21 protein-coding genes are annotated in these 21,158 nt (G+C 61.0%); 8 read left to right on the top strand and 13 right to left on the bottom strand.

What is annotated here, in order from left to right:
• Positions 1-20 precede the first annotated feature (20 nt).
• A complete protein-coding gene (locus MUM_RS0130460) occupies positions 21-398 on the top strand; it encodes a hypothetical protein (RefSeq protein ID WP_010176770.1) in 378 nt (125 codons plus the stop codon).
• A 172-nt stretch (positions 399-570) separates the two neighbouring features.
• On the opposite strand, the gene MUM_RS0130465 is transcribed toward MUM_RS0130460, so the two are convergent.
• On the bottom strand, positions 571-780 hold the full coding sequence (locus tag MUM_RS0130465) for a cold-shock protein (protein ID WP_003219353.1): 210 nt from the start codon (positions 778-780) through the stop codon (positions 571-573).
• A 193-nt stretch (positions 781-973) separates the two neighbouring features.
• Between MUM_RS0130465 and plsB the strand changes: the two genes are divergently transcribed.
• The 3 genes from plsB to MUM_RS0130480 are packed head-to-tail and all read left to right on the top strand — an operon-like array spanning position 974 to position 4,649.
• A complete protein-coding gene (gene plsB, locus MUM_RS0130470; RefSeq protein ID WP_010176771.1) occupies positions 974-3,478 on the top strand; it encodes a glycerol-3-phosphate 1-O-acyltransferase PlsB in 2,505 nt (834 codons plus the stop codon).
• Between the two features lie 51 nt (positions 3,479-3,529).
• A complete protein-coding gene (locus MUM_RS0130475) occupies positions 3,530-3,931 on the top strand; it encodes a YbaY family lipoprotein (protein ID WP_010176772.1) in 402 nt (133 codons plus the stop codon).
• A 28-nt stretch (positions 3,932-3,959) separates the two neighbouring features.
• Entirely contained in the window at positions 3,960-4,649 is a 690-nt protein-coding gene (locus MUM_RS0130480) for a DUF4197 domain-containing protein (RefSeq protein ID WP_010176773.1), read from the top strand.
• A gap of 48 nt (positions 4,650-4,697) precedes the next feature.
• Here the strand turns inward: MUM_RS0130480 and MUM_RS0130485 are convergent, their stop codons facing one another.
• From MUM_RS0130485 to MUM_RS0130495, 4 genes are all read right to left on the bottom strand, one after another.
• Positions 4,698-4,892 carry a hypothetical protein gene (locus MUM_RS0130485; protein ID WP_010176774.1) on the bottom strand — a complete coding sequence of 65 codons (195 nt, stop codon included), beginning with the start codon at positions 4,890-4,892 and terminating at the stop codon, positions 4,698-4,700.
• An 88-nt stretch (positions 4,893-4,980) separates the two neighbouring features.
• Complete coding sequence (locus tag MUM_RS1000000134425; protein WP_141629573.1) at positions 4,981-5,250, bottom strand: hypothetical protein; 270 nt, start codon at positions 5,248-5,250, stop codon at positions 4,981-4,983.
• Between the two features lie 136 nt (positions 5,251-5,386).
• Entirely contained in the window at positions 5,387-8,452 is a 3,066-nt protein-coding gene (locus MUM_RS0130490; protein ID WP_010176775.1) for an efflux RND transporter permease subunit, read from the bottom strand.
• 6 nt (positions 8,453-8,458) lie between these two features.
• Positions 8,459-9,559, bottom strand: coding sequence for an efflux RND transporter periplasmic adaptor subunit (locus MUM_RS0130495; RefSeq protein WP_010176776.1), 1,101 nt, complete (start codon positions 9,557-9,559; stop codon positions 8,459-8,461).
• Between the two features lie 92 nt (positions 9,560-9,651).
• On the opposite strand from MUM_RS0130495, the gene MUM_RS0130500 reads away from it, so the two are divergent.
• Entirely contained in the window at positions 9,652-10,287 is a 636-nt protein-coding gene (locus MUM_RS0130500) for a TetR/AcrR family transcriptional regulator (RefSeq protein WP_029616162.1), read from the top strand.
• Between the two features lie 843 nt (positions 10,288-11,130).
• On the opposite strand, the gene MUM_RS0130505 is transcribed toward MUM_RS0130500, so the two are convergent.
• Positions 11,131-11,913 (bottom strand): class I SAM-dependent methyltransferase, encoded by a 783-nt coding sequence (locus tag MUM_RS0130505; protein WP_010176778.1) that lies wholly within the window; start codon positions 11,911-11,913, stop codon positions 11,131-11,133.
• A gap of 95 nt (positions 11,914-12,008) precedes the next feature.
• On the opposite strand from MUM_RS0130505, the gene MUM_RS0130510 reads away from it, so the two are divergent.
• Positions 12,009-12,629: a hypothetical protein gene (locus MUM_RS0130510; RefSeq protein WP_010176779.1), complete on the top strand. Its 621-nt coding sequence runs from the start codon at positions 12,009-12,011 to the stop codon at positions 12,627-12,629.
• Positions 12,630-12,632: 3 nt separating this feature from the next.
• On the opposite strand, the gene MUM_RS0130515 is transcribed toward MUM_RS0130510, so the two are convergent.
• From MUM_RS0130515 to ppc, 7 genes are all read right to left on the bottom strand, one after another.
• Positions 12,633-13,331, bottom strand: coding sequence for an extensin-like domain-containing protein (locus tag MUM_RS0130515; RefSeq protein ID WP_010176780.1), 699 nt, complete (start codon positions 13,329-13,331; stop codon positions 12,633-12,635).
• A gap of 6 nt (positions 13,332-13,337) precedes the next feature.
• Positions 13,338-14,165, bottom strand: a complete 828-nt coding sequence (locus MUM_RS0130520) for an isocitrate lyase/PEP mutase family protein (protein ID WP_010176781.1) — start codon at positions 14,163-14,165, stop codon at positions 13,338-13,340.
• 27 nt (positions 14,166-14,192) lie between these two features.
• Complete coding sequence (locus tag MUM_RS0130525; RefSeq protein ID WP_010176782.1) at positions 14,193-15,053, bottom strand: DUF72 domain-containing protein; 861 nt, start codon at positions 15,051-15,053, stop codon at positions 14,193-14,195.
• Positions 15,053-15,364, bottom strand: a complete 312-nt coding sequence (locus MUM_RS0130530; protein ID WP_010176783.1) for a hypothetical protein — start codon at positions 15,362-15,364, stop codon at positions 15,053-15,055. Before MUM_RS0130530 ends, MUM_RS0130525 begins: the two co-directional genes overlap by 1 nt.
• Positions 15,365-15,524: 160 nt before the next feature.
• Positions 15,525-16,211, bottom strand: coding sequence for a tRNA (adenosine(37)-N6)-threonylcarbamoyltransferase complex dimerization subunit type 1 TsaB (gene tsaB, locus MUM_RS0130535; RefSeq protein ID WP_010176784.1), 687 nt, complete (start codon positions 16,209-16,211; stop codon positions 15,525-15,527).
• 100 nt (positions 16,212-16,311) lie between these two features.
• Complete coding sequence (gene adk / locus MUM_RS0130540) at positions 16,312-16,959, bottom strand: adenylate kinase (protein ID WP_010176785.1); 648 nt, start codon at positions 16,957-16,959, stop codon at positions 16,312-16,314.
• Between the two features lie 268 nt (positions 16,960-17,227).
• Positions 17,228-19,873: a phosphoenolpyruvate carboxylase gene (gene ppc / locus MUM_RS0130545; RefSeq protein ID WP_010176786.1), complete on the bottom strand. Its 2,646-nt coding sequence runs from the start codon at positions 19,871-19,873 to the stop codon at positions 17,228-17,230.
• A gap of 187 nt (positions 19,874-20,060) precedes the next feature.
• Between ppc and MUM_RS0130550 the strand changes: the two genes are divergently transcribed.
• Entirely contained in the window at positions 20,061-20,405 is a 345-nt protein-coding gene (locus MUM_RS0130550; RefSeq protein WP_010176787.1) for a hypothetical protein, read from the top strand.
• A gap of 284 nt (positions 20,406-20,689) precedes the next feature.
• The gene (locus MUM_RS0130555; protein ID WP_010176788.1) at positions 20,690-21,118 is read left to right on the top strand and encodes a DUF4398 domain-containing protein; all 429 of its coding nucleotides are present in this window, start codon (positions 20,690-20,692) and stop codon (positions 21,116-21,118) included.
• Positions 21,119-21,158 lie beyond the last annotated feature (40 nt).

Raw genomic sequence — 21,158 nt, forward strand, 5'->3', positions numbered from 1 at the left:
TCCCGCAATGAGGAACATCCATGCGCCAACCTGATATCGAGATTTACCTCAAGGACGCCGACGTCGACCACAAGGCCATCGCCGCCTGGCTGGGCGCCGCCCTGGGCCCGTGCACCGACTGGGTCCAGCGCGGCCAGACCTACAAGTGCACCGCCGGCAGCGTGCCGGTCACCTGGTTGCCGAAAGCCGTAGGCAAATGGAACAGCCTGTACCTGGAAAGCGACCAGACCCCGTGGGAAGACGACATCGCCTGCGCCCGTGCGGCCTTTGCCGCGCTGAACGTCGAAGTGCGTTGCGCGCCCGGTAGCTGGGTTGAGGAAGAAGGTGAAGAAAGCGCGGATACCTGGATTCGTATCAGCGAAGACGGTGAAGAGCAGATCACCTGGAAAACGGCATAAAGCCAGGCTGACAAGGCCTCACTGTGCAAACCCAATCAAATGTGGGAGCTGGCTTGCCTGCGATGGACCCACCTCGGTCATTCAGCCAAACCGCGGCGATGCTATCGCGGGCAAGCCCGGCTCCCACATTCGACCGGGTTCCCACATTTAAAGGTGTGTTGTGCCTGCCGGGTTACAGCCCAACCACATCCTCAGCCTGCAAGCCCTTCTCGCCTGTCACCACGGCGTATTCCACCTGCTGGCCTTCAGCCAATGAACGATGCCCTTCACCGCGAATGGCGCGGTAGTGCACAAACACGTCCTTGCCATCTTCCCGCTGGATAAAGCCGTAGCCCTTGGCGTCATTGAACCACTTCACATTGCCGGTTTCGCGCGTTGCCATCTGTTTTGCTCCCACATGCTTTTTATAAGTACGTTTATTGTTGAGTCGTCGCAGTTGAACTGCCGAGTATAAGACAGGCTCAAAAAGCTTCAACTCAAGATTACTTCGCCGCTTTTTTGCCGATTTTCGGTGAATACGGCACACTAGCGGCCCGAGCATCTGCTCGGTTTTTCCCACTCAAAGCAGAAGCCGTATGACCCGCTCTCCGTTTCGCCGTCTGGTATTTGGCACCTTGCGCCGGCTGTTGTACCTCTGGGTCCGCTCAGAGACGATCAACCAGTCGTCCCTTACCCTGAACCTCGACCGCAGTCGTCCGGTGTTTTACGTCCTGCAATCCCCATCCCTCACCGAATTGGCAGTGGTTGATACCGAATGTACCAAGGCCGGCCTGCCGCGCCCGGTGCTGCCAGTATCGGTTGGCCCGTTGATGGAGCCTGCGGCCTTCTTCTACCTGACGCCCGACCCAGACTGGCTCGGCCGCCAGGACAAGCGTGGCGCACCGCCCACCCTGACCCGCCTGGTGGACGTACTCACCGAACACGCCGAAGAGAATGCACAGATCATTCCAGTCAGCGTGTTCTGGGGCCAATCGCCCGACAGCGAATCCAGCCCGTGGAAACTGTTGTTCGCCGACAGTTGGGCCGTGACCGGCCGCCTGCGCCGGCTGCTGAGCATCCTGATCCTGGGCCGCAAGACCCGGGTGCAATTCTCCGCGCCCATCAACCTGCGTGAATTGATCGAGCACAATAAAGGCCACGAACGCACCGTGCGCATGGCCCAACGTATCCTGCGGGTGCACTTTCGCAACCTGAAAACCGCAGTGATCGGCCCCGATCTGTCCCACCGGCGCAACCTGGTGAAAGGCCTGGTCAACATGCCGCTGGTGCGCCAGGCGATTCTCGATGAAGCCGAACGCGAGAAAATCACCCCCGAAAAAGCCAAGGCCCAGGCCCTGCGCTATGGCAACGAGATCGCCTCGGACTACACCTACACCGCCATCCGCTTCCTGGAAGTGGTGCTGAGCTGGTTCTGGAACAAGATTTACGACGGCATCAAGGTCAACAACATCGAAGGTGTGCAAAAGGTCGCCCAGGGTTACGAAGTGATCTATGTGCCGTGCCATCGCAGCCACATCGACTACCTGCTGCTGTCCTACCTGCTGTTCAAGAACGGCCTGACCCCGCCGCACATCGCCGCCGGGATCAACCTGAACATGCCGGTGATCGGCAGCCTGCTGCGCCGTGGCGGGGCATTTTTCATGCGCCGCACCTTCAAGGGCAACCCGCTGTACACCTCGGTGTTCAACGAATACCTGCACACCCTGTTCACCAAGGGTTTCCCGGTGGAGTACTTCGTCGAAGGCGGCCGTTCGCGCACCGGGCGCATGCTGCAACCGAAGACCGGGATGCTGGCGATCACCCTGCGCAGCTTCCTGCGCTCCTCGCGCATGCCCATCGTGTTTGTGCCGGTGTACATCGGCTATGAGCGCGTGCTGGAAGGCCGCACTTACCTCGGCGAACTGCGCGGCGCGAGCAAGAAGAAGGAGTCGATTTTCGATATTTTCAAAGTGGTCGGCGCCCTCAAGCAGCGCTTTGGCCAGGTGGCGGTGAACTTCGGCGAACCGATCAAGCTGGCTGAATTCCTCGACAGCGAGCAACCGGACTGGCGTTCCCAGGAACTGGGCCCGAACTACAAACCGGCCTGGCTCAACGAAACCACCAACCGCCTCGGCGAGCGCGTGGCGCAACACCTGAACGAAGCCGCAGCGATCAACCCGGTGAACCTGGTGGCCCTGGCGCTGCTGTCCACCACGCGCCTGGCTTTGGACGAGCAAGCGATGGCGCGCCAGCTTGATCTGTACCTTGCCTTGCTGCGCAAGGTGCCCTACTCGCCCCACACCACCTTGCCCGAAGGTGACGGCCTGGCGCTGATCAAGCACGTCAAGGACATGGACCTGCTGTCGGAACAGAGTGACGCGCTGGGCAAAATCCTTTATCTGGACGAGCAGAACGCCGTCCTGATGACCTACTACCGCAACAACGTGCTGCACATCTTTGCCCTGCCGGCGCTGCTGGCGAGTTTCTTCCAGAGCAGCTCGCGGATGAGCCGCGAACAGATCCTGCGCTACACCCGCGCGCTCTACCCGTACCTGCAATCGGAGCTGTTTATCCGCTGGTCCCTGGACGAGCTGGACGCGGTGGTCGACCAGTGGCTGGAAGCCTTCGTCGAACAAGGTCTGCTGCGATTTGAAAACGAGGTGTACCTGCGCCCGGCCCCGAGCTCACGGCACTTTGTGCTGTTGACGCTGCTGTCCAAGAGCATCGCCCAGACCCTGCAACGCTTCTACATGGCGATCTCGCTGCTGCTCAACAGCGGCCAGAACAGCATCAGCGCCGAAGAGCTGGAAGACCTGTGCACCGTCATGGCCCAGCGCCTGTCGATCCTGCACGGCCTGAATGCGCCGGAGTTCTTCGACAAGAGCCTTTTCCGACATTTTATCCAGACCCTGCTGGAGCAAGATGTGCTGCGCCGCGACGAGGCCGGCAAGCTGAGCTATCACCCCCTGCTGGGTGAGTTGGCCGAAGGCGCGGCCAAGCGCGTGTTGCCGGCGGAGATTCGCCTGTCGATTCGCCAGGTGGCCCTGCATCGCAGTGAAGAGGTGGCAGACAAGCCCGTCGCACCCGAAGAAACACACTAGAGTGACCAAGGCGCCAGGGTGTTTCTGGCGCCGTTGACAAGGAGCTGCACCATGAAAAAAATCATCCTCCTGGGCCTGACCGCCCTGCTGGGAGCCTGCCAGACCATGAGCCCCGCGCCCAAAGCCAGCCTCGATGGCGAAGTGTTCTACCTGCAACGCATCGCCCTGCCGCCCGCCGCCACCTTGAGCGTGACCCTGCAAGACGTGTCCTTGATGGACGCACCGGCCGTGACCCTGGCCGAGCAGAAAGGCCCGGTGAAAGGCCAGGTGCCGCTGCCGTTTCATTTGAGCTATGACCCGGCCCAGGTCAAACCCGGCCACAGTTACTCGGTGAGCGCTCGCATCGAACTGGATGGCAAGCTACTGTTTATTACCACCGAACGGCACGCTGTGCGGTTGAACGGCCAGGATCCACAGCCGCTGCGCCTGCGGGTCGATGCGGTTGCACACTGATTAAAAAATCGAACATAAGGAAGCGCCCATGCTCCGTAACTCCCTTCGCCTCACTGCCCTGTGCGCCGGCCTGCTGCTCGGCGCCAACGCCATGGCCTTGTCCCTTGGCAGCCTGTCCCAGGGCGACGCCACCGGCGGCCTCAAGGACGCACTGACCCAAGGCGCGCAGATTGCCGTCAAACAACTGGGGGTGCCCGGTGGGTTCAGCAACAACCCCGAAGTGAAGATCGGCCTGCCGGGCAAATTGGGCAAAGTCGCCGACAAGCTGAAAATGTTCGGCATGGGTGACCAGGTCAACCAGCTTGAAGCCAGCATGAACAAGGCGGCCGAGTCTGCCGTGACCCAGGCCCAGCCGATCCTGGTCAATGCGGTGAAGAACATGAGCGTGACCGACGCCAAGGGCATCCTCACCGGCGGCCAGGACTCGGCCACCCAGTACCTGAACAAAAGCAGCCGTGACGAAATCCGGGCCAAGTTCCTGCCGATCGTCAAGGCCGCTACCGACAAGGTCGGCGTGGCCCAGCAGTACAATGCGCTCGCGGGCAAGGCCGCCAGCTTTGGCGCCATTGATGCCAAGAGCGCCAATGTCGAAAGCTACGTGACCGAGCAGGCACTGGACGGGTTGTTCAAGATGATCGCCCAGCAGGAAGAAACCATTCGCAAGAACCCGGCGGCGGCGGCCACCAGCTTGGCCAAGAAGGTCTTCGGGGCCTTGTAGACCGTACCCCGCAACAAAAAACGCCCTGAACCATTCAGGGCGTTTTTTTTAGTACCAGATCTTGCGAGGCAAACTGCTCACATTGGTATTGCTGTTGCTGTTGGCATTGGCGTTGCTGTTTTCGTTACTGATATTGATGTGGATGTCGGGCTGGCGATTGCCATTGAACTGGCCAAATCCCTGCCCCATTCCAAATACCGCCCCCATCAGTTGAAACGGCAACGCCAGTATCGGTATAAACATATGCACTCCTCAATATTCATCGTCAAAAGCTCCCTCTGAGTGGCAAGGCCGTCCGGATGGTTCCCCCCGGCCCCCGCTGCATCAGCGGTTATCGATTGAACGTAAAGAGTGCGGACAAAGGCCTGTAAGGCTGATGCCCCTCAATCACCGAGGCCTGCTGATAAGGCTTGGGCTGGGGAGGCAGGACAGGTCCCATGGTTGGCCGGGAGGGATGACCGTGATTAAAGCCGGGCCGTCCATGACCCGGCTTCTGCGGTCGTGCCGTATCAGCTTCTTTATTGCTGGCAGGAAATAGATTGCCCAACAGCGTCCCCAGGACCGCGCCTTTAAAAGCCGCCAGGGCAGACAAGATAAACATATGACACTCCATGAACTCAGTGTTGAGGTGCCAGCACGACAGCCGTGCTGACATCCTCGCCTGTCAATCAGGCAAATCTGAGTGGAGTGATGCCTGCAAACGTTCCCAATGGGCGGGAACCGTTTGCATCCACATGTTAAGCGGCGTCCTTTCTGACCCTGAACCACGCCGCATACAACGCTGGCAGGAACAACAGCGTCAACGCCGTCGCCACAATCAACCCGCCCATGATCGCCACGGCCATTGGTCCGAAGAAAACGCTGCGTGACAACGGAATCATCGCCAGTACCGCCGCCAGCGCAGTCAGCACGATCGGCCTGAAGCGTCGCACCGTCGCCTCGATAATCGCTTGCCACGGCGCCAGCCCGGCCTTGATGTCCTGTTCGATCTGGTCCACCAGGATCACCGAGTTGCGCATGATCATCCCAGACAACGCGATGGTCCCCAGCATTGCCACAAAACCAAAGGGCTGACGGAACACCAGCAGGAACAGCGTCACCCCGATCAACCCCAGAGGCGCTGTAAGAAAGACCATCGCCGTGCGTGAGAAACTGCGCAGTTGCAGCATCAGCAAGGTCAGCACCACCACGATAAACAGTGGCACGCCGGCCTTGACCGAGTTCTGCCCGCGGGCGGAATCCTCGACCGTGCCGCCCACTTCCAGCAGGTAACCGTCCGGCAGTTCAGCGCGCACGCCTTCCAGCGTCGGCAGGATCTGCTGCACCAGGGTTGCCGGCTGTTCTTTGCCGTAGATATCGGCGCGGATGGTCACGGTCGGCAGGCGATTGCGGTGCCAGATAATGCCTTCTTCAAAGCCATATTCCAGGGTCGCGATCTGCGACAGCGCTACGCTTTTGCCGTTGTCGGTCGGCACTGCCAGGCTTGGCAGCAACGACAGCTCGGTACGCTCGTGAACGGTGCCGCGCAGCAGGATTTCGATCAACTCGTTGTCTTCGCGGTACTGGCTGACGCTGGAACCGGTGAGGGAGCTCTGAAGGAATTTAGACAGGTTGGCGGTGCTCACGCCGAGGGCACGGGCACGGTCCTGGTCGACGTTGAGGTAGACGATCTTGCTCGGTTCTTCCCAATCCAGGTGCACGTTGACCACGTGGGTATTTTCGCGAACCTTGGCCGCCACTTTCCGCGCCAGGGCCCGGACTTCTTCGATGTGTTCGCCCGTCACCCGGAACTGCACGGGGTAGCCAACGGGCGGACCGTTCTCAAGACGCGTGACCCGCGAACGCAGGTCCGGGAACTGTTCGTTGAGGGTCTCGATCAGCCAGGTGCGCAGGCTTTCACGCTCCTCGATGGTCTTGGCCAACACCACAAACTGGGCAAAGCTGGCGGCGGGCAATTGCTGGTCCAGCGGCAGGTAGAAACGTGGCGAGCCTGTGCCCACGTACGCCACGTAGTTTTCAATTCCCGCATGTTCCTTGAGCAGCGCTTCCAGGCGCTTGACCTGATCAGCCGTGTTGCTCAAAGACGCGCCTTCAGCCAGTTTCAGGTCGACCATCAATTCCAGCCGCCCGGAAGCCGGGAAGAACTGCTGGGGCACAAAGCGGAACAGCGCCACCGAGCCGATAAACAGCAGCAGGGTCAGGACGATTACCGTCTTGCGCCGACGCACGCACCATTCCACCAGGCGTCTTACACGCTGATAGAACGGTGTGCCGTAGGGATCCGGCCCGTCAGTGCCATGCTTGGCCGCATGAATCTTCGCCAGGTCCGGCAGGAGTTTTTCCCCCAGGTACGGCACGAACACCACCGCCGCGACCCACGAGGCCAGCAGCGCGATGGTCACCACCTGGAAGATCGAACGGGTGTATTCACCGGTGCTCGATTGCGCCGTGGCAATCGGCAGGAAACCCGCCGCCGTAATCAGCGTGCCCGTGAGCATCGGGAAGGCGGTGCTGGTCCAGGCGAAACTGGCGGCCTTGAGCCGGTCGTAACCCTGCTCCATTTTGATCGCCATCATTTCCACGGCGATGATCGCATCGTCCACCAGCAGACCCAGTGCGAGCACCAACGCGCCAAGGGAGATTTTGTGCAGGCCGATGCCGAGGTAATACATGGTGGCAAAGGTCATGGCCAACACCAGCGGAATCGCCAGGGCCACCACCATGCCGGTGCGCACACCGAGGGAGAAGAAGCTCACCAGCAACACAATCGCCAGGGCCTCCGCCAGCACCTGGACGAATTCGCCCACACTGGTTTTCACTGCTGCCGGTTGGTCCGACACCTTGCGCAGCTCCATACCGGCAGGCAGGTTCTTCTGCAGGCGTGCGAATTCGCTTTCCAGGGCCTTGCCCAGCACCAGAATGTCGCCGCCATCGCGCATGGCCACGGCCAGCCCAATGGCATCGTCGCCCATGTAGCGCATGCGCGGTGCCGGCGGGTCGTTGAAGCCACGGTGAATCTCGGCCACGTCGCCGATACGGAACGTGCGATCACCGACACGGATCGGGAAGTCGCGGATTTCCTTAACGGTCTTGAAGTTGCCGGACACCCTTAACTGCACACGCTCGCTCGGGGTTTCAAAGAAGCCGGCGGTCGATACCGCGTTTTGTTCCTGCAACGCCTGTTGCACTGCGGCCAGCGGCAAGCCAAGGGTGGCGAGCTTGAGGTTGGACAGCTCGATCCAGATCTTCTCGTCCTGCAAACCCAGCAGTTCGACCTTGCCCACATCCGGCACCCGTTGCAGCTGAATCTGGATGCGGTCGGCGTAGTCCTTGAGCACAGCGTAGTCAAAGCCATCGCCGGTCAGCGCGTAGATATTGCCGAAGGTGGTGCCGAATTCATCGTTGAAAAACGGGCCCTGGATATCCGGCGGCAAGGTCTGGCGAATATCACTGATCTTCTTGCGCACCTGGTACCAGAGGTCCGGGATCTGCGCGGAATGCATGGAGTCCCGGGCCATGAAGGTGACCTGGGATTCGCCGGGACGCGAGAAGGACACGATGCGCTCGTAGTCACCGGTCTCCATCAGTTTCTTTTCAATACGCTCGGTGACCTGGCGCGAGACTTCCTGGGCAGTAGCACCCGGCCAGTTGGTCTTGATCACCATGGCCTTGAAGGTGAACGGCGGGTCTTCGCTTTGTCCCAGCTTGGTGTAGGACAAGGCACCTACCACTGCCAGCAGGATCATCAGGAACAGTACGATCTGGCGATTACGCAACGCCCATTCGGAAAGATTGAAACCCATCGGGGACTACTCCTTGGCCGCCAGGCTTACCACTCGATTGGCGCGATCCACCGGGCGCACTTGCTGGCCCTCATGGAGTACATGCACGCCGGCCGCAATCACCCAGTCGGTGGGGTTCAAGCCTTCCAGCACCGGCACGGTTTTCTCGCCAAAGGCACCGATCCGCACCGGTGTGCGCTTGAGGGTGTTGTCGGGCTGGACCACCCAGACGTAGGACGCACCGTTCTCCGCGCTCAGGGCAGACAGCGGCACCGCCAGGGGAATCACGCCGTCAGCCTGTATGAATACGCGAGCGCTCTGCCCCAGCTCCGCCGGCACCTTGCCGCCGGTGAAGGCGACCCGGGCGGCAAAGGTCCGTGACTTTGGATCGGCGGCGGGCGACAGCTCGCGGATGCGGCCGTTAAAGCGCTGGTCGGGCTGGCTCCACAGTTCCACGGACACCGGCTGGCCAATCTTGAAGCGCCCGAAGCTTTGCTCCGGCAGGCTGATCAGCACCTCCCGCTCGCCGTCGGTGGCCAGGGTGAATACGGTCTGGCCGGCCGACACCACCTGGCCCACTTCCACCGCACGCTTGGCGACCACGCCATCCTGAGGCGCGCGCAGCACGGCGTAGCCGGCCTGGTTATTGGCCACGTCGAATTCGGCCTTGATCTGCTTGAGGCGGGCTTCACCGGAACGGTAGAGATTTTCGGAATTGTCGTACTGGGAACGGCTGACCATCTGACGGTCCATCAGGGTCTTGTAGCGATCACGCTCGGCGCGCACCAGGCTCAGGTTGGCTTCGGCGGCAGCGACCTGGGCACGGGTAGCTTCCAGTTGCAGGCGCACGTCCTGGGGATCGAGTTCTGCCAGGGGTTGGTTGGCCTTGACGCGCTCGCCCTCCTCGACCAGCCGTCGGCTGACTTTGCCACCGATGCGAAAGGCCAGGTCGGGCTCATAACGGGCACGCACCTCACCTGGGTAGCTGTCTGAAGCCTGCGCCGAAGGCTCTGGCTGGACCACCATGGCCGGGCGGACGGTGGTTTGCGCCGCTTCTTCATGGCCACAGGCAGCCAACAGGAATAGCAAGCTGGCAGGCAACGCGAGTGGCAGGAAATAGCTGCGCATGCTGAAGGACCTTTCGCTAATGGTGCTAGGAATAATTATACTGGCCAGTATGTTATTAATACCAAACTCACCAGTCCAGTAATAAAGTGAAAATGTCCGACAATCCTGTAAACACCAATAGCCCCGGGCGTCCCAAGGACATGGCAAAACGCCAGGCGATCCTCGATGCGGCGAAAATCCTGTTTTTGAGTAATGGGTATGCCAGCACCAGCATGGATGCGGTGGCCGTGGAGGCCGGCGTGTCGAAACTGACCGTGTACAGCCATTTCACCGACAAGGAGACGCTGTTTTCGGCGGCGGTGGTTGCCAAGTGCGAAGAGCAGTTACCGGTGATGTATTTCGAGTTGCCGGTGGGCGTGCCGGTGGAGAAGGTGCTGCTCAATATCGCGCGTGGGTTTCATGTGCTGATCAATAGCGAGGAGTCGGTGAACCTGCATCGGTTGATGATGACTTCCGGGAGTCAGGATCCGAAGTTGTCGCAGATCTTTTTCGAGGCGGGGCCGATGCGCATGTTGCAGGGGATGGAGCGGCTGCTGAGCAAGATTGACCAGAGTGGCGCGCTGAGTATTGCCAAGCCGCTCACTGCCGCTGAGCACTTTTTTTGCTTGCTCAAGGGGACGGCGAATTTTTGCTTGTTGTATGGGTGCGGCGGGCAGTTGAGTGCCGAGGCGGCTGAGGAGCACGTGCAGGAGGTGGTGGGGTTGTTTATGCGGGCTTATCGGGCTTGATGTACATATCCGTTACTTCGGTAACGACTACTATTGGTTCCGCTCTTACAGCGGGTCACTTTTGGAAAAGAGCCCCAAAAGTAACCAAAAGGGCTCTTGCCCCACCACTCGGCACCTCGCCTAGGCTCGGTGTGCCCTCACTCCGGCTTTGGACCGTGGGCCGCCGCGATGGGCCATCCTTGGCCCAGCGCGGCTAACCCGGCGTCCTGCCGGGTTACCCACGCTCCAAAGCCTGCGTTCGGCCAGCGTGGTTTAACGGGGCGCCTAAAATCAAGATCAAAAGCAGATCAACAGCACAGCGGCCTACAGGCCGGCTTGAGTGGTGTGAAGCAAAGGCAACATCAAGATCAAAAGCTACAGCGGGCACGGTCAAATGTGGGAGCTGGCTTGCCTGCGATAGCATCAACTGGGTGTACCTGAAAAACCGAGTTGTCTGCATCGCAGGCAAGCCAGCTCCCACAGAAAAGCAGAGCTGCATCCTTTTCAGATTTGGTTTTCGCTTTGGCTTTTGCTCTGGCTTCTACCACTCAAGCCGGCCTGTAGGCCGCTGTGCTGTAGATTTTGATCTTGATCTGACTGCCCCAATAAGCCCGAGGCCGAACGTAGGTATTGAGGAGCGGGTAAACCGGCAGGACGCCGGTTTAGCCGCGACGGGCCAGGGACGGGCCGTCGCGGCGGCCCGCGGATCAATGCCGGAGTGAGGGAACACCGAGCCTAGGCGAGGTGCCGACAGGCGGGGCAGAGCGCTTTGGTTACTTTGCCGCTTTTGCAAAGTGACTCGCTGTAAGAGCGAAACCCTAGGTGGCCGTTACCTAAATAACGGATATGTACACCAAAAGCCCCTCAGGACTTCAGCGCCTTCTTAGGATAAATGTCATACCGACTGGACTTCCCATCCAACGCATGACTCGGCTTCACCCCCTCAATACAAGGCGCCTTACGCGGCCGCTTGACCACCACCCGATGACTGGCCAAAGCCAACGCAGCAGCAAGCAACGCCGGCGCGTCGGGATCATCCCCCACCAAAGGCCGAAACAACCGCATCTCCTTCTTCACCAACGCGGTCTTCTCCCGATGCGGAAACATCGGATCCAGATAGATCACCTGCGGCGGCTCCCCCTCCCAATCGCGCATCACCTCGATGGAATTGCCCTTGAGCAACTTCATCCGCGCCACAATCGGCGCCACTTCAAAATCCTCAGCCCCACGCGCCAACCCATCTTCCAGCAAAGCGCCAATCAACGGCTGCCGCTCAATCAGGCTCATCTCGCAACCCAGGCTGGCCAGCACAAACGCATCCTTGCCCAACCCCGCCGTAGCGTCCAACACCCGCGGCCGCACGCCCTGAGCCACGCCCACCGCCTTGGCAATCATCTGCCCGCTGCCGCCACCGTACAAACGCCGATGCGCCGCGCCACCTTCTACAAAATCCACCCGCACCGGCCCAGGCGCATCAGGCCCCAACTGCTGCAGTTGCAGACCCTGCTCACCCACCTGCAAGGCAAAGTCCGCCTCATCCAGCTGCAAAGGCAACCCAAGCTGATCGGCCCACTGCCGGGCACGGGCCTGAAAACCTTCAGCCAAAGCCTCGACCCGGATGCGGCTGGCCGCTGGTTGTTCGCTCATCGCTGACTACGCTCAAAAATATTAAGGATCGGCAAAAAGCGGCCGATAAAAAAAGGATCCGGCATTTTGCCAGAGCTGAGCGACGATCGAGAGAAATGTCAGACATTCCTTCGCTATTCACCGGTGTACTGCCGACCCACAACCACTTCGGCCTGCGCAATACCCAAGCGCTGGCCGGCGTCAGTCATGTGTGGCAGGACTTCTTCGCCCAGGCGTTGGCCGAACAGCTCGGTGATACGCCGGACGCGCTCGCCAAATCCCCGGCGAAACCTGTGGATCCCTCGGTTGAACCCAGCGAAGGCAGTGACCTGCTGTCGCAGATCGTCACCCAGCGCGCGTGCGACGTAAAAGACACCGAGATCGCCCCGCCCGAACCGCTGTTCCTGCCCATTGCCGAGTTCGAACTGGAACTGCTGCCGCCGGCACCGCCACCGTACCCGGCGGAAGAAGTGGTCGCCCAGCAGAAGCAGCAAAACTTCGAAAGCGGCTGGGTGCGTCCGATCGTCCTGACCGCCAGGCAACCGCTGCCCGAGCCCGGCCCGGCGCCGCAACCACGGCCACTGCATTTGCCCATTGCCGAATTCGAGCTGGACCTGCTGCCACCACCGCCGCCGCCGTTCCCGGCAGAAGCGTTGGTTGAGCAACAAAAAGCCCTGGACTTCGACAGCCGCTGGGCTCGTCCATTGATCCTCCACAACCTGCGCCTGGCGGCCTGACCCTCAGCGACACACCGACCAACGCCCCATATCCACATGAAAGTGATTACGGTGGGCGGCGTTGTAATCCGGGCTCAACACCACGTTGAAATCCTTACAGGCGCCGTCGCGTACTTGCCGCAGGAAACGTGCCTCCTCGCCATCACCCGGCCAATCCTTGAGCACAGTGAGGGTGCGCCCGTCCGCCAGGCGAAACCCGGCGATATCCAAGGCATTGGCCGACGCGTGCTGGCTGAGTCGCCCATTGGCGCGGTTGTAAATAGTGCGACAGGCAAAGCTCCCCAGGTGATCGACCCGTGTCACCGCCTGGCCAAATACCGCCTGGGCCGCCGGTTGCAGGCTGTGGCGCTCGAACAAGGCAAACGCCACAGCCAACGGGCAACTGGCGAGAAAACTGCTGCTTAGCCCAACATCCGCGCCTTGCACGCGCAAGGTGTTGCGCAGCGGGCAGGCGGCATCAGCGGGGCTGTCCGCCTGATGAGTAACGCGCAAACCGGAGGTTTTCAGCACCTGGTCACATAACGCAGGGTCATCCTGCAGGCGCCCGAGCTTGAACCGGGTCAACAGGTTCGGGCTTGCGCGCACGTCCAGCGGCGCCCACGGGTTCCACTCATCCGGCAGCGGCACCCAGCCCCGCCACACGCCGACAAGCAGGCCACCGGCTAACGCGAGCAGCACCCCCACCACCTTGAGAAACCGCACGCGGCCTTATCCCTTGAACAGTTGATTGGCCTGACTGAACGGCATCGAGCGCTCGGTGAAGGTAAACGTGCCCAATTCATGAACCTCCTGCGCCGCCCTGAAGAACTCTCCATAAGCCGCCAGAGCCATGGCCGAGCCGACGCTGATGCGCTTGACGCCCATCTCGCTCAACTGCGCCACGCTGAGTTTCAGCGCACCGGACATCAGGATATTCACGGGCTTGGGCGCTACCGCCTTCACCACCGCCAACACCTCCTCAGCACTGCGCAGGGCCGGTGCATAGAGCACGTCGGCACCGGCTTCGGCGTAGGCCTGCAGGCGGCGGATGGTGTCGGGCAAATCCAGACGACCATGCAGGAGGTTTTCTGCGCGGGCAGTCAGGGTGAAGGGGAACGGCAAGCTGCGGGCTGCGGCGACGGCGGCTTCAACACGCTCGACGGACAGGTCAAACGGATAGATCGGGTCGACGGCAATGCCGGTGGCGTCTTCGATGGAGCCGCCCACAATCCCCGTGGCGGCGGCGCGCAGGATGGTTTCGGCGCAACCTTGCGGGGTGTCGCTGAAGCCGTTCTCCAGGTCGGCGGCGACAGGCAGCGAGGTTGCCTGGACGATCGCCCCGGCATTGCCCAGGGTGTCTTCAAGGGACAACGCACCTTCGGCATCCGGGCGGCCCAGGCTGAAGGCAAAGCCGGCGCTGGTGGTGGCCAGGGCTTCGAACCCCAGGCTGGCGAGCATCTTTGCGGAACCGGCATCCCACGGATTGGGCATCACGAAGGCACGGTCACGCTCATGCAAGGCCTTGAAGGTTTCGGCGCGAAGGGTTTGGGCATCCATGACTGACTCCTGTCGGGAAAAGGAGTCCTAGAGTAACCCCAGTTGCTCCGCTGCGGGTTCTCGATGCAGCGTGGGCAATGCCGGCAAGCCGGGCAACCGCGCCATCAACTGGTCGTGAAAGCGCAGGGCCAGTTGGGCGGCCAGGCGATTGTCGGAGGTGTGCAGAAAGATGTAGGGCGTACGGCCCTCTTCGATCCAGCCGGCGACCTTTTCGATCCAGGGCACCAGGAACGGGTCATTGGCTTCCAGCTCCGGATGGCCAATAAACCGTACTTGCGGAAACTGCGTCAGCGCCGCCGGACGAGGTGGCACCTTGGGCTTTTTCGATTGGGCGTGCAGCACGGCGGCCGAGGTGGACGTGCAACTGAACAGCGCCCGCGGGTCCAGGCAGATGCGCTCGACACCGCGATCACGCAGCAAACGGTTGAGGCTGCGCTCGGCATCGCCCTTGGCGAAGAAATCCAAGTGCCGCACTTCCACCGCCAACGGTCGCTCCAGCCCGTCGATAAACCCGGCCAACTCACCCAGGCGTTGCGGGGTAAAACTGGCCGGCAGTTGCAGCCACAATGGCGAAATGCGTTCGCCCAGCGGGCTCATCAACCCCAGAAAACTTTCCGCCGCCGGTAGTTGCTCAATCAAGTTGCCGCTGTGGCTGATGTCACCCGGAAACTTCGCGGTGAACCGAAAATGTTCGGGCATGATTTCAGCCCAGCGTTGCACGGTGGCGACGGAGGGACGGGCATAGAACGTGGTGTTGCCCTCAACGGCGTTGAAGACGTGGGAATACAGGGCGAGGTAATCGCTGGAGCGGGCGTCGGCGGGATACAGGTACTCGCGCCAGGCGTTTTCACTCCAGGACGGGCAACCGAGGTAGTAAGGCAACTGCATCAGATATGGATATCGAGACCCAGCACTTCCATATCCCATTCGACAAAGCCGGCGGTGGTCAGGTAGCTGGCCAGGGCCGTGGCGACGTTTTTGCTCATGGAGCGGGGGAAGACCATGTCTTGCTGGCGGGCCGGTACACCGCTGATACGTTCGCCGCTGGAGCCTTGGGAACGAGCTGAAACCGCCGTTGAGTCGGACTGGATTTCAACAAAGTCGGGGGAGTCTTCGACGGAGTCGTCTACCGTCACGTTCGCCTTGCGAGGCTTACGCTTGAGGGGGTAGGACTGTGATGAAAAGCCGTCTATACGCATGCATGCGAACTCGGTATCGGTGATGGCATTTTAATGGCGCTTCTCAAGGCGCGCAAATGCTCTGGTGATAACTAGAACACATAATTTGAAAAAGGTTTAAAAGCAGGGGCAAATTCTGACGATTGGTGATTTTCAGCTGAATTTGCCCGCACTTTTGACGTCAAATAATCCCGCGTTCGGCTTTGGTCTGCGCCACTTTATCGCGCAGGTACACAGGGGCGGCCTGGTCGGCGGGAATGGCGTCGCCCCGCTCCCAGGCAAAACGTGCCAGGGTCAGCAAGTCTTCGGCATGGGGCAGCATCCCGGCATCCTGGCCGGCAAGCGTCACGTCAACGCGTTCGCCGTAACCCCAGCCGGTGCCAGCACCGAACCAGTCGCCGCTGGCATCAGCCGGCAAGGCGGCCGCTTCTGGCGGCAGTACGGCTTCAGCGCCGATCAAACGCATCTCGCCAGCGGTTTCGCGGTAGCAGCCCCAATACACTTCGTCCATGCGCGCATCGATGGCCGCTGCCACCTGGCTGGCGCCGTGCTCGCGAAACGCCCGCTGCGCCAACACCGCCAGGTTGGACACCGGCAACACCGGACGCTCCAGCGCAAACGCCAGGCCCTGGACCACCCCGATGGCGATACGCACACCGGTAAAGGCGCCCGGGCCACGGCCGAATGCAATGGCGTCCACCGCCGACAAGGTAGTGCCCGCCTCCAGCAGCAGTTGCTTGATCATCGGCAACAGCTTCTGCGCGTGCAGGCGCGGGATCACCTCGTAGTGGCTCGTGACCTTGCCATCGTGCAGCAGGGCAACGGAGCAAGCTTCAGTCGCGGTGTCCAGGGCCAGCAAGGTGCTCATTGGTGTATGCATCCACGTTGAAAAAAAGTGCGCCAGTATAAACAACAACGGCCCGCAAGCGGGCCGTTGTGTAGGAGCAAGCTTGCTCGCGAGTTGAGCATCAGCTCAACGCTTGCAGTACCTTGCCGGTGATGGACTCGACCGAGCCAACGCCTTCGATGTGGCTGTACTTCGGTTTGCCCTGGGCATCGGCCAGCTTCTGGTAGAAGTCCACCAGTGGCTTGGTCTGGGAATGGTAGACCGACAGGCGATGACGCACGGTTTCTTCGGTGTCGTCCTTACGCTGCACCAGGTCTTCGCCGGTGATATCGTCTTTGCCGGCCACTTTCGGCGGGTTGTAGACGATGTGGTAAACGCGGCCCGAGGCTTCGTGAACACGACGACCGGCAATACGCTGCACGATTTCTTCGTCTTCAACAGCGATTTCCACCACGTTGTCCAGCTCGACGCCAGCCTTCACCAGGGCTTCAGCCTGGGGAATGGTGCGTGGGAAACCGTCGAACAGGAAACCGTTCTTGCAGTCGTCCTGGCTGATGCGTTCCTTGACCAGGTTGATGATCAGGTCATCGGAGACCAGGCCGCCGCTGTCCATCACGCTCTTGGCGATCAGGCCCAGTTCGGTGCCGGCCTTGACCGCTGCACGCAGCATGTCGCCGGTGGAGATTTGTGGAATGCCGAATTTTTCAGTGATGAACTTTGCCTGAGTACCTTTACCGGCCCCGGGAGCTCCCAGCAGAATGACGCGCATCGATGTGCTCCTCAATTTTTTATAGAGATGACGCTCGGATTCGCCGCGTGGGGCCAATCTCGGAAATTTTGGGTCCAGGCCGCACAAACGGCCAAAGGCTGATCAAGATACACAGCAGGCCCAAACCACACAAGCCGCCGAAAGTAGGAGAAACCCGCGCCGCGCTGGCTTTATAGGCGGGTACAACCCCGACAGCAAAACGCCGGTCGCCAATTTTACGGCGACCGGCGCGGTGTGTCTGCAACCTATTGAGAACACGCCATAAATGTCAGCCGGTGTTGCGCAAACCGGCCGCAATACCGGCCACAGACACCAGCAGCGCCTGTTCCAGAGGGCTGTCCTGTGCCGCTTCCTGTTGCCGCGATCGGGCCAGCAATTCGGCCTGCAGCAGGTGCAACGGGTCGAGGTAGGTGTTGCGCAGCCGGATGAACTCAAGCGTATCAGGGCTATGGGCCAGCAGTTGCGACTGACCGGTCAGGCCAAGCACCACACTGCACGCCTGCGACAATAGGTCGCGTAAGTGCGCGCCCAATGGCAGCAGATCGGGCTGCACCAGACGCTCGTCATACAGGCGCGCGATGTCGGCGTCGGCCTTGGCCAGGACCATTTCCAGCATATCGATGCGTGTGCGGAAGAACGGCCACTGCTCGCGCATCTGCCCCAGCAACTCGCCTTCGCCACGCTCCAGGGCCTTGCTCAACGCGGCTTCCCAGCCGAGCCAGGCCGGCAGCATCAGGCGCGTTTGGGTCCAGCCGAAGATCCACGGGATCGCCCGCAGGCTCTCGATACCACCCGCGCGGCGCTTGGCCGGACGACTGCCCAGAGGCAAGCGTCCCAGTTCCTGCTCCGGGGTGGACTGGCGGAAATACTCGACGAACTGTGGATTTTCCCGCACCACGGCGCGGTAAGCACTGACGCCATCGGCAGCCAATTCGTCCATCAAATGGCGCCAGGCCGGTTCCGGAGGTGGTGGAGGCAGCAAGGTCGCCTCCAGCACCGCCGCCAGGTACAGGTTGAGGTTTTGCTCGGCGATGTCCGGCAGGCCGAACTTGAAGCGGATCATCTCGCCTTGTTCAGTGGTACGGAAACGCCCCGCCACCGAACCCGGTGGCTGCGACAGAATCGCCGCGTGAGCCGGGCCACCGCCACGGCCCACGGTGCCACCGCGACCGTGGAACAACAGCAGTTCAACTTGTTGTTCACGGCAGATTTCCACCAACCGTTCCTGAGCCCGGTATTGCGCCCAGGCGGCGGCAGTAGTGCCGGCGTCCTTGGCCGAATCCGAGTAACCGATCATCACTTCCTGCGGGCCTTGCAAGCGCGAACGATAGCCCGGCAACAGCAGCAGTTTCTCGATCACCGGCCCTGCGTTGTCCAGGTCAGCCAGGGTCTCGAACAACGGCACCACGCGCATCGGCCGTTGTACGCCGGACTCCTTGAGCAGCAATTGCACGGCCAACACATCCGACGCGGCCCCGGCCATGGAGATGACATAGGAACCCAGGGATGCGGCCGGTGCGGCGGCAATTTCCTTACAGGTGTTCAGCACTTCGGCGGTGTCTGCCGAGGGTTTGAAGTAACCCGGCAACAATGGTCGCCGGTTGGCCAGCTCCTTCATGAGGAAGCTGATACGCGCCTCTTCGTCCCACTCCTCATAGCGGCCGAGGCCCAGGTAATCGGTGATTTCGGTCATGGCCGCACAGTGGCGGGACGAATCCTGGCGCACGTCGAGGCGCACCAGGAACAGCCCAAACGTGACCGCCCGACGCAGGCAATCCAGCAGCGGGCCGTCGGCAATCACGCCCATGCCGCAGGCGTGCAGCGACTGGTAGCACAGCTCCAGCGGGTCGAGCAGTTCGCGGTTGTTTTGCAGCACATCGGCAGGCGCCGGCGTGGGGCTGGTCAACGAGGTGTGAGCCCACTGGCGGGTGGCGCGCAGGCGTTCACGCAGCTGCTTGAGCAGCGCCCGGTAGGGCTCCACGCTGTCACCCACCTTGGCCTGCAACGCCGGGCTGGCCTGCTGCATCGACAACTCGGAAGCGAGCTGGTCGATATCGCGCAAGTACAGGTCCGCCGCCATCCAGCGCGCCAGCAGCAACACTTCGCGGGTCACCGGCGCGGTGACGTTGGGGTTGCCGTCACGGTCGCCGCCCATCCAAGACGCGAAGCGGATCGGTGCGGCTTCCAGGGGCAGGCGCAGGCCAGTGGCGGCGTGCAAGGCGTGATCGGCCTTGCGCAGATAATTCGGAATGGCGTGCCACAGCGAATGCTCGATCACCGCAAAGCCCCACTTGGCTTCGTCGACCGGCGTGGGCCGGGTGCGGCGGATTTCTTCGGTGTGCCAGGCTTCGGCAATCAGGCGTTGCAGGCGATCGCGGATCTGCTCGCGCTCGGCGGTGGTGAGGTCGCGGTGATCCTGCAGGGCCAGTTGGGCGGCAATGGCGTCGTATTTCTGGATCAGGGTACGGCGGGCGACTTCGGTGGGGTGGGCAGTGAGCACCAGCTCGATTTCCAGCCGGCCCAACTGGCGTGCCAGGGACTCGCTGCTGTGGCCTTCGCTCTGCAAGCGCGCCAGCAGTTCCGGCAGCACGCGCGACTCGAAAGGCGCAGGCGTTGATTCATCACGGCGGTGGATCAACTGATACTGCTCGGCGATGTTGGCCAGGTTGAGAAACTGATTGAAGGCCCGCGCCACCGGCAGCAGTTCGTCTTCTTTCAGTTGATTGAGGCTGGCGCTCAGCTCTTCGCCGGCGACCTGCTCGGAGGCCGCGCCACGGCGGTCGGCCTTGGCGCCTTTACGGATCTGCTCGATCTTGTCGAGGAATTCATCGCCGTACTGCTCTCGAATCGTGTTGCCCAACAGCTCACCCAGCAGGTGAACATCCTCACGCAAACGTGCATCGATATCGCTCATCAGCCAATCTCCAGCAGAAAATCCGGGACGCTTTGATCTTCAAGAGTGCCGCCCACGGCGGCGTCTTACAAGGAACTTTAAACCTTGTGAGTTGCAGCTAGTCTCAACAGTAAGCCGCAGCGTTATCCGCGCTGGTCGGCTGGTCACTCATCATCGCCCGCCTACCGTGGGCTCCATTGAGGTTGCCATGAAAATCCGAGAACTGGCCCAGCATTGGGAAGAGAACGCCAAGGGTCGCCTGACCAAAACCGAATACGCCATCCATCTGGACGTAGAAGCCGCTGCCAGGCTGGCGGCGATCTCCGAAATGTACCCCAAACGCCATACCGAAGAACTGCTCGGCGAATTGATCGGCGCAGCCCTTGAAGAGCTGGAAGCGAGCTTTCCCTACATCAAGGGCAAGCAGGTCATTGCCACGGATGAGGAAGGCGATCCGCTCTACGAAGACGTCGGCCCTACGCCGCGGTTTCTGACGCTGTCACGGCGCTACCTGCACGATTTGTCAGCTCAATCCGACAAGCAAAAACACTGATCAACCTCCGCTAAAAAATCGCCACCCCATGTATTCCGGGCCTCCCAGAGGCCCCGGATACCCCTGCGCATCGCAAAAGTTCCAACTTTTAAACGCTGACCGTTCAGTCAAATATTTTTTTAGGCAAATCGCCATCTTCGCTGAACTATTCAAAAAAGCCTCCGGTCACAGCCAGTAAGCCATCACTTGGAACAGCCGTTTGAAAGGCGTCCTGAGCCTTACCGCCGGACCCCGCACTCACTGCACACCGGAGATGGATTTTGATGTTTTTCAGGAGTTACCTAATGGAGTTGAAGACGATGAAGACCAGCACTGCCAAAACCTCGTTTAACCACCTGCGCGGGCTTAAATTGGCCGCGCTGGCAATCGGCACCAGCTTCGTTCTGGCTGGCTGCGCCGGCAATCCACCGACTGAGCAATACGCAGTGACCCAATCTGCGGTCAACAGCGCCGTCAGCGCCGGTGGTACCGAGTTCGCAGCCGTGGAGATGAAGTCGGCTCAGGACAAACTGAAACAAGCCGAAATCGCCATGCACGACAAGAACTATGACGAGGCCCGTCGCCTGGCCGAACAAGCCGAGTGGGACGCTCGCGTAGCAGAGCGTAAAGCCCAGGCTGCCAAGGCCGAACAGGCTGTGAAGGATTCCCAGAAAGCTGTTCAGGAGCTGCGTCAGGAAGGCATGCGCCCGGCTGTGATCAAACCACAGCAATAACCCGCCGCCCCTGATTGCATTGCACCCGAAATCGAATTGA

It is taken from the genome of Pseudomonas sp. PAMC 25886, from assembly GCF_000242655.1.
Lineage (GTDB): Bacteria > Pseudomonadota > Gammaproteobacteria > Pseudomonadales > Pseudomonadaceae > Aquipseudomonas.